This is a genomic window from Streptococcus sp. 2018WUSS126, assembly GCF_044427425.1.
Classification (GTDB): domain Bacteria; phylum Bacillota; class Bacilli; order Lactobacillales; family Streptococcaceae; genus Streptococcus; species Streptococcus hashimotonensis.
This window is the reverse complement of record NZ_JAOTGB010000021.1, coordinates 20,166-35,199: the sequence shown is the minus strand read 5'-3', so window position 1 is coordinate 35,199 and position 15,034 is coordinate 20,166. Positions and strand designations below refer to the sequence as shown.

The following is a 15,034-nucleotide window of genomic DNA, read 5'->3' as shown; positions in this document are numbered from 1 at the left end:
ATGTCATGGCGCATTGCCAGGAGAAAAATTGGTCGTATATTATTCGTATTCGCGATGGAAATAATTCTATGAAAAAGAGTTTTCATCTCCCTGATACTCCTTGTTTTGATGAGGCATTTGACCTAAACATCTGTCGCAAACAAACCAATGAGATGAAACAACAGTATCAAAATTTACCTAATCACTATCGCTGTTTACCTAATCACTCACCCTTTGACTTTCTACCAAGCTCTAGCCGAAAAAATGATCCACTCCAGTTTTACGAACTTCATTTTCGAATGGTGCGTCTCGAAATCAAGCCGGGAGTCTTTGAAACTTTGGTGACAAACACCGATTATTCTCCGGAAAAATTAAAAGATCTCTATGCTTACAGATGGGGCATAGAGACCGGTTTTCGTGACCTAAAATACAGCATCGGTCTGACTCATTTTCACGCGAAAAAGAAGGAAGGGATTCTCCAAGAAATCTACGCTCGCTTTATCAATTTTAATGTTTGTAAATGGCTAACCTCACACGTTGCTATTAAAACATCAAAGTTAAAACAGGCTTATAAAATTTGTTTTTCAGACGCTGTTTATGCCTGTCGAAAATTTCTTAGAGCTGAACTCACTTCCTCTCAATTAGAAACCTACATTGCCAAACATTTATCCATCATCCGACCCAATCGAACGTTCCAAAGAAAGATAAAAAGCAAGGCACCTGTAAGCTTCACTTATAGAGTAACATAATAGTTGAAAAATAGGGTTAAAAAACCTCCTTTTTGTGCGCCCTAAATACAAAAACTATTCCCGTTTTGTCATGAACTGCTCAGACGAGAATAGTTTCTTTAGCTGCTTAAATGCTTAACTTAATGACATTGGGTTTCTCACCCTCTCCTATTATCTTTTAGATTTGGGCAATAGCAGAGCCACCATAGAGTTTCAATTCTTCTCTGATGGTCTGGTAGTAGTAGCGATCAAAGGCCTGCCAAGCCTGCCTGCTTTTCTCACTCAATCGCAGATCGCCCAGTCCAACCAAAAAGCTAGTCGAACGGTATAATTTCTCAATCGCAATCAGTTCTGTATTGGTGACCGACTTGGCCTCCGACAATATGCGTGTCGTCTCTGTCAAATTATGCTGGAACCGTTGCTCATCAGCTGTTCCTACTTTATCTGCTTGAAAGGCCTGATTCAAGTCTTGAATGAGGGCCAAAACGTCTTGAATAATCTGTGTCTTTTCCATAAAAGCCCCTCCTTGTTTTTGATGAACTTAGTATATCAAATTAGACAAAAATATTCCATCAAAAAACGATGCCTGTTCAGGCACCGTAATATTCTTTTATTTAACAGCCTCCAAAGCCGCTTCATAGTCTGGATGTTCGTTGACATTGTCCAGGTATTCTACATAGGTGATTTGGTTGTCGGCATTGAGGACAAAGACCGCACGCGCCAGCAAATTCCACTCTCGCATGAGCACACCGTAGGATTTACCAAAGGCATGGTCATAGTAATCAGACAGGGTGATGGCATCTTCCAAACCTGCAGCCCCGCACCAGCGTTTTTGGGCAAAGGGGAGGTCTGCTGAAACAGTCACAACAACTGTATTATCACGGTCAGCCAGTTCCTGATTGAAACGACGGGTCTGCGTATCGCAAATCCCTGTGTCAATAGAAGGCACCACACTGATGACCTTAGTCTGCTTGCCAAAGTCTTTCAGGCTTTTCAGACTCAAGTCATTTGCCATGAGGACAAAATCAGGGGCAGTATCTCCCACTCTTAATTGCGGACCTACCAAGGTCACTGGTTTTCCAATAAAGGTTGTCATAAACATCTCCCTTGCACTTAATATATCTATTGTAAGCGTTTATAAACAAAAATACCAGTTTTTTGACTGGTATTTTCACTATAGTTTGTAGGTTTTCAATCGCAGAGCGTTCAAGACGACTGATACTGAACTGAGAGCCATGGCTGCACCTGCAAACATAGGATTGAGCAGAGGTCCACCAAATACATGTAAGAAACCCATGGCGATTGGAATGCCGATTACATTATAAGCAAAGGCCCAGAAAAGATTTTGTTTGATGGTCCGCATGGTTGCCTGGCTGAGTTTAACAGCCTTGACCACATCCAAAATGTCACTATGCATGAGAACAATGTCGGCAGACTCAATAGCAATATCAGTCCCAGAACCAATAGCCAGACCCACATGGGCTTGAGCTAGGGCTGGGGCATCGTTGATGCCATCCCCCACCATAGCGACTGTCTTGCCCTGTTCTTGCAAGAGCTTGACTTGGTTGGCCTTATCATCTGGCAGGACCTGACTGGCCACCTGCTCAATACCGACTTCCTTGGCAATGGCTTGGGCAGTTTTTTCATTATCTCCTGTCAGCATGACCACTTCTAATCCCATGGTTTGCAGAGCCTGGACAGCCTGACGGCTGGTCTCTTTTACTTTATCAGCAATGGCAATGACTGCTAGTAATTCTTGCTGGCTGGCTAGGAAAACAGGCGTCTTGGCTTGATGGGCAAATGCCTCCGCGACTGCACGTCCTTGGGAAACATCAATTCCCTGTTCCCGCATCAACCGTTCATTTCCCAGATAGATAGTCTGCTCTGCTATTGTCACCGAAAGACCACGACCTGAAAGAGCCTGAAAATCAGTGGCAGGCAAGAGATCAATCTTTTCTGTCTGTGCAGCTTGCAGGAGAGCCTGAGCCAGAGGATGCTCGGAAAATTGCTCACTACTTGCTGCCAGCTGGAGGACCTGCTCACGATTTTTAGTAGACAAGAGATGAATGTCTGTCACCTGGGGTTTGCCCTCTGTAATAGTCCCTGTCTTGTCGAAGACAATGGTGTTCACACCTTGTAGGGTTTCAATAGCTTGACCAGACTTGAACAGAAGACCGTTTTCTGCCCCTTTTCCAGTCCCAACCATGATAGCCGTCGGAGTTGCTAGACCCAGAGCACAAGGGCATGCAATGACCAAGACGGCTATGATAATACTAAGTGAAAAAATCCAGGATTCTTGCCCCAAGAAGTACCAGGCCAGCCCAGACAAGAATGCTAAGCCCATGACAACTGGCACAAAGACGGCAGATACTTGGTCAGCCAATTTGGCGATGGGGGCCTTAGATCCTTGAGCCTCTTCTACCAAACGAATAATCTGAGCCAGAGTTGTATCACGACCGACCTTGGTAGCCTGCATGGTAATGGCACCTTGCTGGTTAAGGGTACCGCCAAAAACATTATCGCCTAGAGCTTTCTTCACTGGCAGGCTCTCACCCGTCAGCATAGACTCATCCACACGTGTCTGGCCTTCTAGAACTTGACCGTCAACAGGAATCTGCTGACCTGGGCGAACAATGACCTGGTCACCGACCACCACTTCTTCAATCGGCACTTGTATTTCCTGCCCATTTCGCAAGACCTGGGCCGTATTGGGAGCAAGGTCCATCAATTTCTTAATGGCCTCAGAAGTCTGACCTTTGGCTCTAGCTTCAAAATATTTTCCTAGGGTAATCAAGGTCAAGATAACGGCGGCTGATTCAAAATAGAGTTCTGGATGGTGACCGTGCATGGCTACTTCTTTCCCCATCAGAAGAAAAGCAATCATCAAAAGACCTTGAACCAAGGCTGCTCCTGTCCCAACGGCAATCAAGGAATCCATATTGGGATGGCCTTGCAAGAGAGTTTTAAAGCCCTTTTTGAAAAAACTGCGTCCCATATAAAGGACAGGGATGAGCAAGATGACTTGGCTGACCGCATAAACTAGCGGTTGATGGAGCAAAGCTGGTAATGGAAGCCCACCCCAAGGCAACATTGGCCCCATAGCAATATAGAGCAGGGGCAGGGTAAAGGCCGCTGACCAGACAAATCGTTTCCAAAGACTATCTTCCTTGCTTGGTCCCTTGTCCACCGTCACTTCCACTTGATCTGGTCTGAACAGTTGATAACCTGCTTGCTCAACTGCTTTTTCAAGACTAGCTGGATTTTGCTTATCATGGCTATAACGGATGGTTGCCTTTTCTGTTGCCAGATTAACACTGACTTCTTCTACACCCTCTAGTTTGCCCAGAGCTTTTTCAACCGTCATGGCACAGGAAGCACAGGTCATGCCTGAAATGTCATAAGACTCGGTTACCAAGTTATCGACTAGCTGATAACCCGCCTTTTCAACTGCCTGACGAATATCCTCTAGTCCCAAAAGCTTTTCATCATAGCTAACACTCAATTTTTCAGTCGCTAGGTTGACACTGGCTTCTTCAATCCCTACTAGTTTACCAACCGCTTTCTCAACCGTCAGAGCACAGGAAGCGCAGGTCATACCTTGAATGGGATAGCTTGCTTGTTTCATAGGTTACTCCTTTTCCGACTACATCTGTAAACAAATTATACAACATACGACTACGTTTGTAAACATTTTTGATTAAAAAAATGAGAGAATCTTCTCTCATTAGGTATAGTTAATCAGTTTTAAATCAGTAATTATGGTATACTAAAGTTATGGCATACGATTTAGATTTTAGAAAACGAGTGATTTCGTTTGTTCAAGACGAAGGTCATACTCGAAAAGAAGCTTGTCAGCTTTTTGATATTAGCGTAAACACTCTCTATTTATGGGAACAACAGTTAAAACATCACGGGACTTTGGCGGTTAAAAAGCGTTCTTCACGTCCTAGAAAATTGCCACCGGATCAACTTCAGAAGTTTGTCTCAGAGCATCCAGATGCCTTTCTCCGTGAAATAGCTGAACATTTTGATTGCACACCGCAGTCTGTTTGGGCTGCTTTAAAGAAACTCAAAATAACTTTAAAAAAAGACAACAACTTATAAAGAGCAGGACGCAGGAAAAGTCCAGCAGTTCTCAACCATTCTCCAACTCCTATCCGGCTATCCAATCATTTACATTGATGAAACCGGCATTGATACTTATTTAACACGCCCACGAGCGAGAGCTCCTAGGGGGCATAAGGTTCTGGAGAAGATTAGTGGACGAAGGTTTGAACGTATTTCAGTTGTAGCTGGTCAAATTGGAAATCAATTTGTAGCTCCGATGATTTACAAAGAAAGTATGACAAGTGATTTTTTTATGAAGTGGTTTTCAGAGGAGCTGTTACTCTCCTTATCTGAAACTCATGTTATTGTGATGGATAATGCGACTTTTCACCCTAAGAAACAACTAGATGAGCTTTGTATTGAACATCACCACTTCTTTCTGCCCTTACCTCCGTATTCACCGGAATTAAATCCAATTGAAACTGCTTGGGCAAACTTAAAGAAAGCAATCATAGAATTATTACCGCAATTCGAATCTATAAATGAATCCTTGGATTACTATTTCAAAACTTAATGACTATATCTGATCAAAAGGGTAATAAACTTATATATATTCTGTATGTGTTTGAACATAGGTTAATTTGCTAACGATTCATTTAGATAGATAGAACAATTTGTATGGATTTGCATTAGAGTTGATGGAAATCCAGTATCTGGCTTAGAACAAACTGTTTTACGTATGACCGCATGATGCCAATCACGAAAAACTACAAGTCGAATTTTTTTCGCTTGAAAAATCTCGTTCATTCCTATTGTTACACAATAATTAGGCACTTCTTCTACAGCTCCTTTTAATACCGTCAAACCATTCATAACCTTTGTTTCGACAGAAATAGGTAACACTCGCGACCCTAATTTTAAAAATTCTTGAACTGTTAATGTTGAATCCGGTTCATTGAATGCAATGTGCCCATTTATGCCAATTCCACCAATACATAAGTCGATTTTACCTAACTCTTTGATTTTATTTGAAATCGAGTCTATATCAAGAGGATCTGGAAAAATTCTTTGTTCTTCTGACATAATAAGAGTTGGATGTATTTGACTGTAGACATTTTTCTGCATAAATCCTCGAAAACTAAGAGGGTGGACTACGTCTATCCAATGCAAATCTTCCAACAAATATTCATCCATGTTAATAAACCAAACATTAGACAAATCAATCTTAAATTGATTCACTAATCTAACAAAATGCGGATACTGACCAACTGGTCCAACAGGACAAATTATGACAGTTTTCTCATTTTTTTCGTTATTTTCCTTTATTAATTCTACCATTTCTAGAGCAAGTGAAATAAAAATTTCCTCATTATTCTTTTTTACAATCAATGGAATTCTACTATGCTTTTCTAATTCACTTTTATTAAAATTGTAATATTCTATCATGCATTACCTCATGTTTTCTTGAAAACTATGAATGATTATCGAATCAACGTTACTTTTATTGATAATAAAATGGCTAATTATATTTCACAAGAATTATTTAAACTCCTTTAAAATACTACTCATTTGATCAATTAGAACATATTCATTAATGTTCCTAGAGATATCAACTATTCCAGATTCTATTAAATTTTTTTGTTGTTTCTCGTAATACTGTTGAAGTATCCCAGTGTTTATCAATTGAATCATTTGTCTACTTGTTAACCACTCTCCATCTTGTAGTTGATCTTGTACCACCGAGCTATCTGACCCTATTTGGGCGGCAACCCATTCCGAAACTTCATTCATATGTTCAGATCGATAATCCATGGCACGATATAACCCTCTTAAAAACCTGGAAATTTTTTCATTGTTTTTTTCAGAATACCCCAGAAAAGTTACATATGAAGCAATAGCTGGAGATTGGTCTCTATAACGTGAATTATCAGCTAATACAACAACTTTTTCCTTTAATTCTCGCTTTATTAAAGTTGTATTAGGTGACCAAGTTGCAGCTACATCTATTGATCCCGACAACATCGCTGTAACAATAGCGGAGGCATCCATATCAATAATTTCTACATCTTTTTCAGACAAATTTGCATCTAACAAAGCAAGCTTTAGAATTGTTTCTGCTGATGTTCCAGATGCTGTTCCAATTTTCTTTCCCCTCAAATCCTTTATTGAATCAATTCCTCTATCCGACCGAGCAATCAATTCGTCAGCATTCCCAAGTTGACTAAATGCAACAACTTCTGCTCTACCTTCAATCGCCAATTTATGGGCACCCGGACCAATATTACCAATATCAATTGAACCTGACTCTAAAGATGCAATGATAGTTGGACCATCAGCAAATTCAATCAATTCGACTTCAAGCCCCTCCTCTTTAAAGATACCTGAATTTATTCCAGTAATAATGTCATGAAGACTTGCAAAATTTGGCATATATGCAATTCTTATTTTATCTATATTGGCTGAATTGTCTCTTATTAAAGTTTGATTAGAACTACATGCAACCAAAATAATTAAAGTGATTAGACTAATAATCCAATTGAAATACTTATTCTTAACAAATTTAATCATTTTTCCCTCTCAAAAAAAGAGTATAAGTGTGTCACTTTTTAATATTAAGAAAATCCTTATATACAAGTGACCAAATGTGGTTCTTAATATCTATAAAATCATTTTCAAATTTTATGGATTGACTTCTTGGAAACGGTAAATCAACATTCACAATTTCTTTAATTTCTCCCGGCCTTGAACTCATAATAATTACTCGATTTCCTAGAAGTATTGCTTCCTCAATATCATGTGTGATAAACAAACATGTTTTTCGTTCATGTTCCAGCATTTCAATCAATTCATCTTGCAGTTGAATCCTCGTTTGGGCATCTAAGGCTCCAAATGGTTCATCCATTAATAGAATCGTCGGATTAACAGCATACGCTCTTGCTATTGCAACTCTTTGCTTCATTCCTCCCGATAATTCTTTCGGATAATGATTGGAAAATTCTTGTAATCCAACCATTTTAATATACTTGTTAGCTATTTCGCTAGCTTCTAACTTTGATTTTCCTTGCATTTCAGGTCCGAACATTACATTCTGTTGTACACTCATCCAAGGAAATAGTGCATATTGTTGAAAAACAACACCACGCTCAACTCCAACGCCAACAATTTCATTATCATCACAATAAATTTTCCCGGAAGTTACAGGTTCCAAACCTGCAACCAAGTTTAGTAGAGTAGATTTACCACAACCTGATGGACCAACAACTGTAACAATTTCATTCTCAAAGATTTCTAAATTTATTTGATTTAGTGCAACAACCTCACCATGAATTGACTGAAATGATTTTGAAACATCTTCAATTTTGACCTTAATTTTTTTTACTTCTGTTGCCATCCAGTTAACTTCCTTTCTATCAAATCAACTAACTTATTTAACAGTAAACCAATTACTCCAATCAATATGATATACAAAAGCATTCCTGAGGAATCAAAAGAGTTATTTAAAGACCGTATTCTCATTCCCATACCTGATGTAGCACCAGTAGATTCAGCTGCAATGATTGTAGTTAAAGAAATCGATGTACCTAATCTGACAGCTGTCATAATAAATGGAATCGATGCTGGAACCACTATTCTTTTAAATATTTCAAAATCTGATGCTCCTAAAATTCTTGCTGCTTTAATTAAATTTGGATCAATATTAAGAATACCTTGATAAATTGTTACAGTCATGGTCAGAAAAGTAGCTATCGCTATTACAATAACTTGAGGTAATAGCCCAACCCCAGCTGAAATAACTACTAAAGGAACATATGCAAGTGGTGGAATATTTCTGATAAATTGTATCCAAGGATTTACAATGTTACGATATGGAGAATACCAGGACATAAACAATGCATTAGGCACCGACAATAGAAAGCCCGACGTGAACCCGAAGAAAACTGAAGTTAGACTTGAAAATATATCTTCAAAGATAAAACCTTTGTCTATCATGATTAATAAAGCATTCCAAACCAAAATGATATTTGGAAAACTACGAGAGGTTCGATCATATTTCGATAAAAACCACCAAATCATCAATGCAACAATCAATGAGAATGTCAACCAAAAATAATTTTGTTCTTTGTTGTTCTTCATCTTCATCCTCCCATAGTTACAAAAACTTTAAAAAATGTTTAGCCCTAATAAATTAATATTATCCTATTTTGCAAACTATTAATTAGAATAGCAACAAAAATTACCTCATTTAACTAAGAAACTTGACAATAAAACTGAAATCAGTTTTTCAGTACGAATATTCCCAATTCCTTTGAAATTAACATAAAATTTTTGTTAACTTTAGATTGTCAATAATTATGGACTATTTTAAAGAGTCAGCTTCTTTATTTAACCAACTATCAACAAGTTCCTCTGCACATTGCATAGCAACTGCATCAGTAATTTCAGAAAGTGGAATAATTCCCTTATCTTCTCTAGAAAGACAAGAGAAAGTATAATAAATACCATTTTGCTTCCATGAAAACTGTTGGCCCACCTCGATATTCTCTAATTGCAATTCTAAATCAGGAAATCTCTCAGTGACCAATCTAACAGTTTCTTCATTTATTTCAACAGATTCTGTAGAAATAATTAATCCATCATTCCAAGTAGAGATTTTTCCATTTATTAGGTCTTGACGAGCAAAATTTAGATTATTTTCTAAATAGTATTGTTTAATCTGATCATGATTTACGGTTTTTATTTTTTCATCAATAACTATTTGTTTTAATTCAATATATCGATCTGATACTAACTTCCAATCTACTTTTTTAAAATCTAACTTTTCTTTATTAAAACCATATTTCCGGGCTTCTTTTTCTAATAAATTGAATTTTATATATAGTAATTTTGCTTTTTCATTTAGAATGTCTTGAGGTGTTCGACCATTTAATGATGTAGCCCAAAAATCATTTTCTGAGACATCAATACCATGTTTATGAAATAATGCTTCAAATTCGGATTTCACAGAGGTTTTATAAGGTGTCTGAAAAATAGTTGGAGTACCGAAAGATTGAGGAACAAATGAATAGAGAAATAGACAAACTACGCAAAATGCAATCGTGGCTATCAATTTTTTTCTCATATTGTTACCTCCTTATCCAAATAATTTATTTATCTCAATTATTATTAATATCATATCTGAAATATTTATTATGTAAATTTATATTACAATTTATTGAGAATCAGACTGTAATTTTGATTTTCACTTTAAAAATTCTTAGACTAAGTTTCTTCATTGTGTTTTAACGTAAAAAATCATTCTATTTGACTTAATGAAAAATAACTAGCTGTTTCACTCATTTAACTTGAGCAGCACCTATAGATAAATTGTCTGTTAAAATAGATTCTCCAAAGAAGTCAATATCATAGTTAACTCCATCAATTTTTGGATATGAGCGAGCGATTGCATCTATACTATTCGTTTGACGAGCTAAAGAAAAGGCTTCTGTTGGGGACATATTTAACGACCCATTTTCAATAAAATCAATTTGTTGCTGAATCCCTAATTTTTCATAGAAATAAGTAATTGCATCTTCTTTTGATACGCCACTATTTGCCAATACACTGTTGAAAGGAATTTTATACCCGTCTAATTGACCAGTTAAATATTTCCCGGTATTTGCGATCATTGATTTATTATCAATTGGTCCCGTACCAATACCATTTAATTCTATCCCTTCAGTGATTGCTCTAGGATCATTAGGCACCTCGACACCAACATAGGCATTATTATAAAAATGAATATTATCTTTATATTTACCTGCATCACTTGCTTCAACAAGCATTTTCTCACCATCTACAAAGTAAAAAATATTATTAAATAAAAAGATATCTTTTACTCCTGTTCCACCTGACGTACTTGGCATATCAATTACACCTGCTCGTCCAGTTAATTTCGAATCAGAGTAGATTGTATTATTGTAAATTGCAGTTCCTTGTGCTCCTCCTCTAGCCAATTCAAAAATTTTGTCTTTATCATTCTGGCTGATATTATAACGAACTGTAGGAGATGTTTGTTCGTACCAGTTCATGATTAACATAAACCCACCTTCATTATCATGACTGTAGTTATATTGCATCACTGAATTATTAGAAATATGATCTAAATCTAAACCCTGACCATCTTGAACACCATGCGTTCTAAATGATTCATTGTATTGAATAACTGTATTCGAAGCTTGGAAAGGCCATATACCTGCATTGTACCCAGTGTTTTGGTATCTAGCATCAGCAGAAATATTGTATTCAATCAATGCACCATCAGTATCTCTAACAGTTAGAGAATCACCACCTGCCTTCTCAATACGATTTCCTCTAACAACTACATTTGTAGATGGATACCAATTTAACGGAACATTTTTATTATTTTTCAAATTTTGGTTTGCCCATGTTGATCCAACTAATTTTATTCCCGACCTATCGACCCTTTCTAGATAATTATTTTCTATTAATATACCATCGTATTTGGTAGGTATAGTTGTACCATAAACATCAAAGAAAATTCCTCCATTCCATTTCGAACTTAAATTACCATTTATGTCATGTATATATAGATTTCGAATATTTATATCATGAACGACCCCATAATCCTCAGCGACCACATGTAGTCCACGAAGTGATTTTGTACGATTATTATTGGAATTCAATTCAAAACTTGTAGAAAAATTTGGATCCAAATTTGTAATCTCAAGATTTTCAATTGTAATAAACTCTTGATTATACAACTTAATTACATTTTCAATTTTCCCTTGCCCTTCTAATAAAGGTAACTCACCTTCACCATAGGATGAAATTAGAATTGGAGTATTTTGACTACCCGAACCTTTAAATGTAAGAAAAGCACTTTCTCCAACAAACCGACTTCCACGTTTTATTAATATTCTATCTCCAGCTACAAACGACTTTTTCCTTAATTGTTCAAATGATTTCCATGCACTATTTTCGGTTTCCCCGTTATTAGAATCATTTCCTCCTAGACTATCAATGTAGAAAGTCTTTGGTTCACGAATCACTACATCCACTGACTCAAAATCGGCATACAGCACTAACTCTGACTCCTCATTTGGAACAACGAAAGTAGTTAAATCAAGAAAATTACCAGCACTATCTTTAAAACCAATAAATTGGTACCCAGATTTTTCAATGACCTCTAAATTAAGTGAATCTCCAACAAAAACTTGACTTGTGGTTCCTTTAATTGAACCAGGCAGAACTCCAGATACCTCCTGACCATCTAATCGAGAAACGACCCGAAAAGGTCTTAAGGTTTGAGTTCTTCGAACAATAATATCATCTAGAGAAACACTCCGATTTGAAACTGGTGAAAAAACAATAGATGCTTGGGCATCATTCCAATTGTTTGGGCTGTTGTAACTTAATAATGGTATTCCATTATCACTAACTGTTACTGAATTACCTTTGACTACAAGTCGTACTTTATGCTCTTCACTTCCTAGAATATGACTTGTTTCAGCATATTTTTCACCAGATTGAAGTGGTGCATCTATACTAGAAAGTTTTTTTAAAAAAGCAGCTTGTCCTGAAAATTCTAAAGCATAAATGGACCCATCATGATCTTCTTTGAATACTATTCTAAAAGTATTCCATGGCTTTACTTCACCAATTTGTTGTAATGTAAACCCAATTTCATATCCAGAAGTTGCATTATCTTCGATTGGTTTTGTTAAAATTGGTTTGATCGAAGAGATACCTGGAGCGTGAAGATTCATTTTCCCATCACTAATTCCAATTTTTCCTACCAGGTTTTCAGATATCACATAATTATTAATATTTTCAACTGAAAAATCATCACTAAAATATATTGATTCATCAACTGGAACTGACTCAAATATTGCTATTACGGTCACATTGCCTGTTTTATCTGAAATTTCAAAACTATCATTTTCGATAGGTAGCAATCCATCCGTACTATTTCCATTTTCTAAAAATGATTGATAACCTACAAATCGATAACCAGGATTTGTGGTTATCTTCAAATTTATTTTAGTACCATTAGAACCTGATAAGACACCATTTTCAGAAACAATACTTCCTCCAAGATCACTTTCAACTCCATCAGTTTTCGCTTTTAAAGTAATGTTGTATGCGTTTTCGCTGTTTACGATTTCGCTTGGTATCGCTATCACTCTACTATTATCTAAAGCATCAACAGAACCAGTAAAACAAGTAACAGAGAGTAATATAATCGCTGAGTTTAAAAAAATTTTTTTATTCATGTAACCCTCTCAAAAAATAACATCAAATATTTTTATTTATCCTTCTAATAATAGACATCAAGCCAATTCACTTAAAAATAAATAGTGAATTGGCTATTTTTCTAATCTAATCCATAGGACTACAATTTGAATCCAGCATAATTTTTAGCAACTTCAATGATACGGTAAACATCAAGATATGGTTGAAAATCTGATTCATGATTTCTAATATAATCTAAAAAGTCTCTCCATTGGATTTGGCCATCGAGATAGTCTCCAGAGGCCATTAGATAAAGGGCGTTGGCCAATTTGATAACATATTCTCGGTGATAACCTAATTGTCGCCAAGCATCACGTTTAATTCCGTAATTTTTAGCCACATTCTCTTCCAAGATATTTATAAAATTAAATGCTAATTTACTTGAGATATTGTATTTCATTGATAATTCAGCATTTTGGCGATCACCTATTGAATTAAAATAATCACATGAAGAGTAATCTGATAATTTTTCTAAGTACGTTACAACACTTTTCCATTCAGAACCATATAAGGAACTGAAATAGAGCGCTTTCAATTCATCGTACTCTAAATTTCTGTTCCACAACATTTGACCCATCACAAAGTTAGGGAAGTTATGAGGGAAACCTGCGCGTAACTCTTGGCAACTAATATAACCATTTAAACCCAATTTTTTAAGATATACGACATCTCTAAAGATTACTTTACTGATCTTCATATATCCTAAATCACCATAATGTGCCCGACCAAGTGGGTAATCATAGACAAAACTATCTCCATTAAACACTTTTTGCCAACTAAATAAATATGAGAGATTTTCTTCAAGTGAGTTAGGAAGAACAATATTATTTCTTGTATACTCATTTGGAAGTGGGACATTGTTTTCATAGTCTACATCAGCATAACTCATTTCGAAAGTTCTGGTAATAGGCGCAAACATCATTGTGAAACGTTCAGGATTCTCTAAAACTTCATGCTTTGGTGCAAAAAGCAATTCATGATAAAGTAAAAAACAAATCTTTGTATTAAGCCCCTCTTCACTTAATTTCCGATCTAATTGATTCAAAATTCGTACATACTGATCTGAGGGTATTTCTTCTTTACATTTTTCACATTCACAAATATTGTTCCGTGCATCGGATAACCAAACATGTAAGTAGTCTACATCTTTCCTTTCCTTTGCATAGTTTACAATTAGTTCACACATTCTTTCACCAACATCTGGATTTGAGAAACATAGACTAGTTAGTATTGGCGCTGTATTAAATAACTCACGTTTTCCATTTAATTCAGCGACTAGGGGTTTCTTTTCTTCAGGTAGTATTAACCCAGATTCCCATCCGTACTTAGATGAATATCCAAGTACTTCACCAGTCCAACCATGTCCAACACGATGATGTATTAAACCTCGTTTTGATAATTCTTCATCTAAAAGGTCGCTCATTTGTTGTGCAATTTCCGTATTGAAATCTTCTTTATCCGCATACGGATTAAATTCATGTTCATACCAGCGCTTTAAAAATGAATACGGATTCTCAAACTGAATAAAAAAGCTATTCATATTAATTTTTGGTAACCAATCCAAAAATTCTTTTATATTCTGGTAACTATCTGCACCTTCTATACATACTCCTCGATGTTTATAACTGGCAGTCTCGTGAATAGAGAGCTCTTTCTCATTCCAGTCAGATATCGATAACGAGGGAATTAGTTCATGTTTTCTACCTGGTCTAGTGAATACAGCTCCAAATTCACTAAGTAAGCGATATACCGCAATAAGAATAGAGATATCAGAATTACCTGATAATATCGCATTTCCATTCTTCATCTCAATCCCAATCGTATCATTATTGTCAAAATATTCTTTTGAGAGTAGAATATTTGCATCTTCCTCAACAGTTGTCCTTCCTAACTCAAAATCAAAAATGGCTTTCAAGTAATATGTAAGTTCATCTATAGCAAATTGAGAAGTTTTATTCTGTACTTTATCAAAAATCGTTAATTTCATA

General features: G+C 36.2%; 13 protein-coding genes. 3 read left to right on the top strand and 10 right to left on the bottom strand.

The window, feature by feature from the left end:
• On the top strand, window positions 1-728 hold a 728-nt coding region (locus tag ODU34_RS08450; protein WP_398578467.1), incomplete at its 5' end, for a transposase.
• A gap of 157 nt (window positions 729-885) precedes the next feature.
• On the opposite strand, the gene ODU34_RS08445 is transcribed toward ODU34_RS08450, so the two are convergent.
• The 3 genes from ODU34_RS08445 to ODU34_RS08435 form a co-directional block, all read right to left on the bottom strand.
• Window positions 886-1,221, bottom strand: coding sequence for a helicase BlpT (locus ODU34_RS08445; RefSeq protein ID WP_398578466.1), 336 nt, complete (start codon window positions 1,219-1,221; stop codon window positions 886-888).
• 96 nt (window positions 1,222-1,317) lie between these two features.
• The gene (tpx, locus tag ODU34_RS08440) at window positions 1,318-1,803 is read right to left on the bottom strand and encodes a thiol peroxidase (RefSeq protein ID WP_105256702.1); all 486 of its coding nucleotides are present in this window, start codon (window positions 1,801-1,803) and stop codon (window positions 1,318-1,320) included.
• A 78-nt stretch (window positions 1,804-1,881) separates the two neighbouring features.
• Window positions 1,882-4,332, bottom strand: a complete 2,451-nt coding sequence (locus tag ODU34_RS08435; RefSeq protein ID WP_398578465.1) for a heavy metal translocating P-type ATPase — start codon at window positions 4,330-4,332, stop codon at window positions 1,882-1,884.
• 149 nt (window positions 4,333-4,481) lie between these two features.
• On the opposite strand from ODU34_RS08435, the gene ODU34_RS08430 reads away from it, so the two are divergent.
• Both ODU34_RS08430 and ODU34_RS08425 read left to right on the top strand, forming a co-directional pair.
• Window positions 4,482-4,811 (top strand): IS630 transposase-related protein, encoded by a 330-nt coding sequence (locus ODU34_RS08430; RefSeq protein WP_398578464.1) that lies wholly within the window; start codon window positions 4,482-4,484, stop codon window positions 4,809-4,811.
• 37 nt (window positions 4,812-4,848) lie between these two features.
• A complete protein-coding gene (locus ODU34_RS08425; protein WP_398578469.1) occupies window positions 4,849-5,328 on the top strand; it encodes a transposase in 480 nt (159 codons plus the stop codon).
• A gap of 62 nt (window positions 5,329-5,390) precedes the next feature.
• Here the strand turns inward: ODU34_RS08425 and ODU34_RS08420 are convergent, their stop codons facing one another.
• From ODU34_RS08420 to ODU34_RS08390, 7 genes are all read right to left on the bottom strand, one after another.
• On the bottom strand, window positions 5,391-6,200 hold the full coding sequence (locus tag ODU34_RS08420) for a glucosamine-6-phosphate isomerase (RefSeq protein ID WP_398578463.1): 810 nt from the start codon (window positions 6,198-6,200) through the stop codon (window positions 5,391-5,393).
• A gap of 93 nt (window positions 6,201-6,293) precedes the next feature.
• Window positions 6,294-7,322: an ABC transporter substrate-binding protein gene (locus ODU34_RS08415; protein WP_398578462.1), complete on the bottom strand. Its 1,029-nt coding sequence runs from the start codon at window positions 7,320-7,322 to the stop codon at window positions 6,294-6,296.
• Between the two features lie 31 nt (window positions 7,323-7,353).
• Complete coding sequence (locus ODU34_RS08410) at window positions 7,354-8,145, bottom strand: ABC transporter ATP-binding protein (protein WP_398578461.1); 792 nt, start codon at window positions 8,143-8,145, stop codon at window positions 7,354-7,356.
• Window positions 8,130-8,894 (bottom strand): ABC transporter permease, encoded by a 765-nt coding sequence (locus ODU34_RS08405; RefSeq protein ID WP_398578460.1) that lies wholly within the window; start codon window positions 8,892-8,894, stop codon window positions 8,130-8,132. Before ODU34_RS08405 ends, ODU34_RS08410 begins: the two co-directional genes overlap by 16 nt.
• 217 nt (window positions 8,895-9,111) lie before the next feature.
• Complete coding sequence (locus tag ODU34_RS08400; protein WP_398578459.1) at window positions 9,112-9,873, bottom strand: hypothetical protein; 762 nt, start codon at window positions 9,871-9,873, stop codon at window positions 9,112-9,114.
• Window positions 9,874-10,087: 214 nt separating this feature from the next.
• On the bottom strand, window positions 10,088-13,027 hold the full coding sequence (locus tag ODU34_RS08395; RefSeq protein WP_398578458.1) for a right-handed parallel beta-helix repeat-containing protein: 2,940 nt from the start codon (window positions 13,025-13,027) through the stop codon (window positions 10,088-10,090).
• A 119-nt stretch (window positions 13,028-13,146) separates the two neighbouring features.
• Entirely contained in the window at window positions 13,147-15,033 is a 1,887-nt protein-coding gene (locus ODU34_RS08390) for a DUF4838 domain-containing protein (RefSeq protein ID WP_002935976.1), read from the bottom strand.
• Between the last annotated feature and the right edge of the window lies 1 nt (window position 15,034).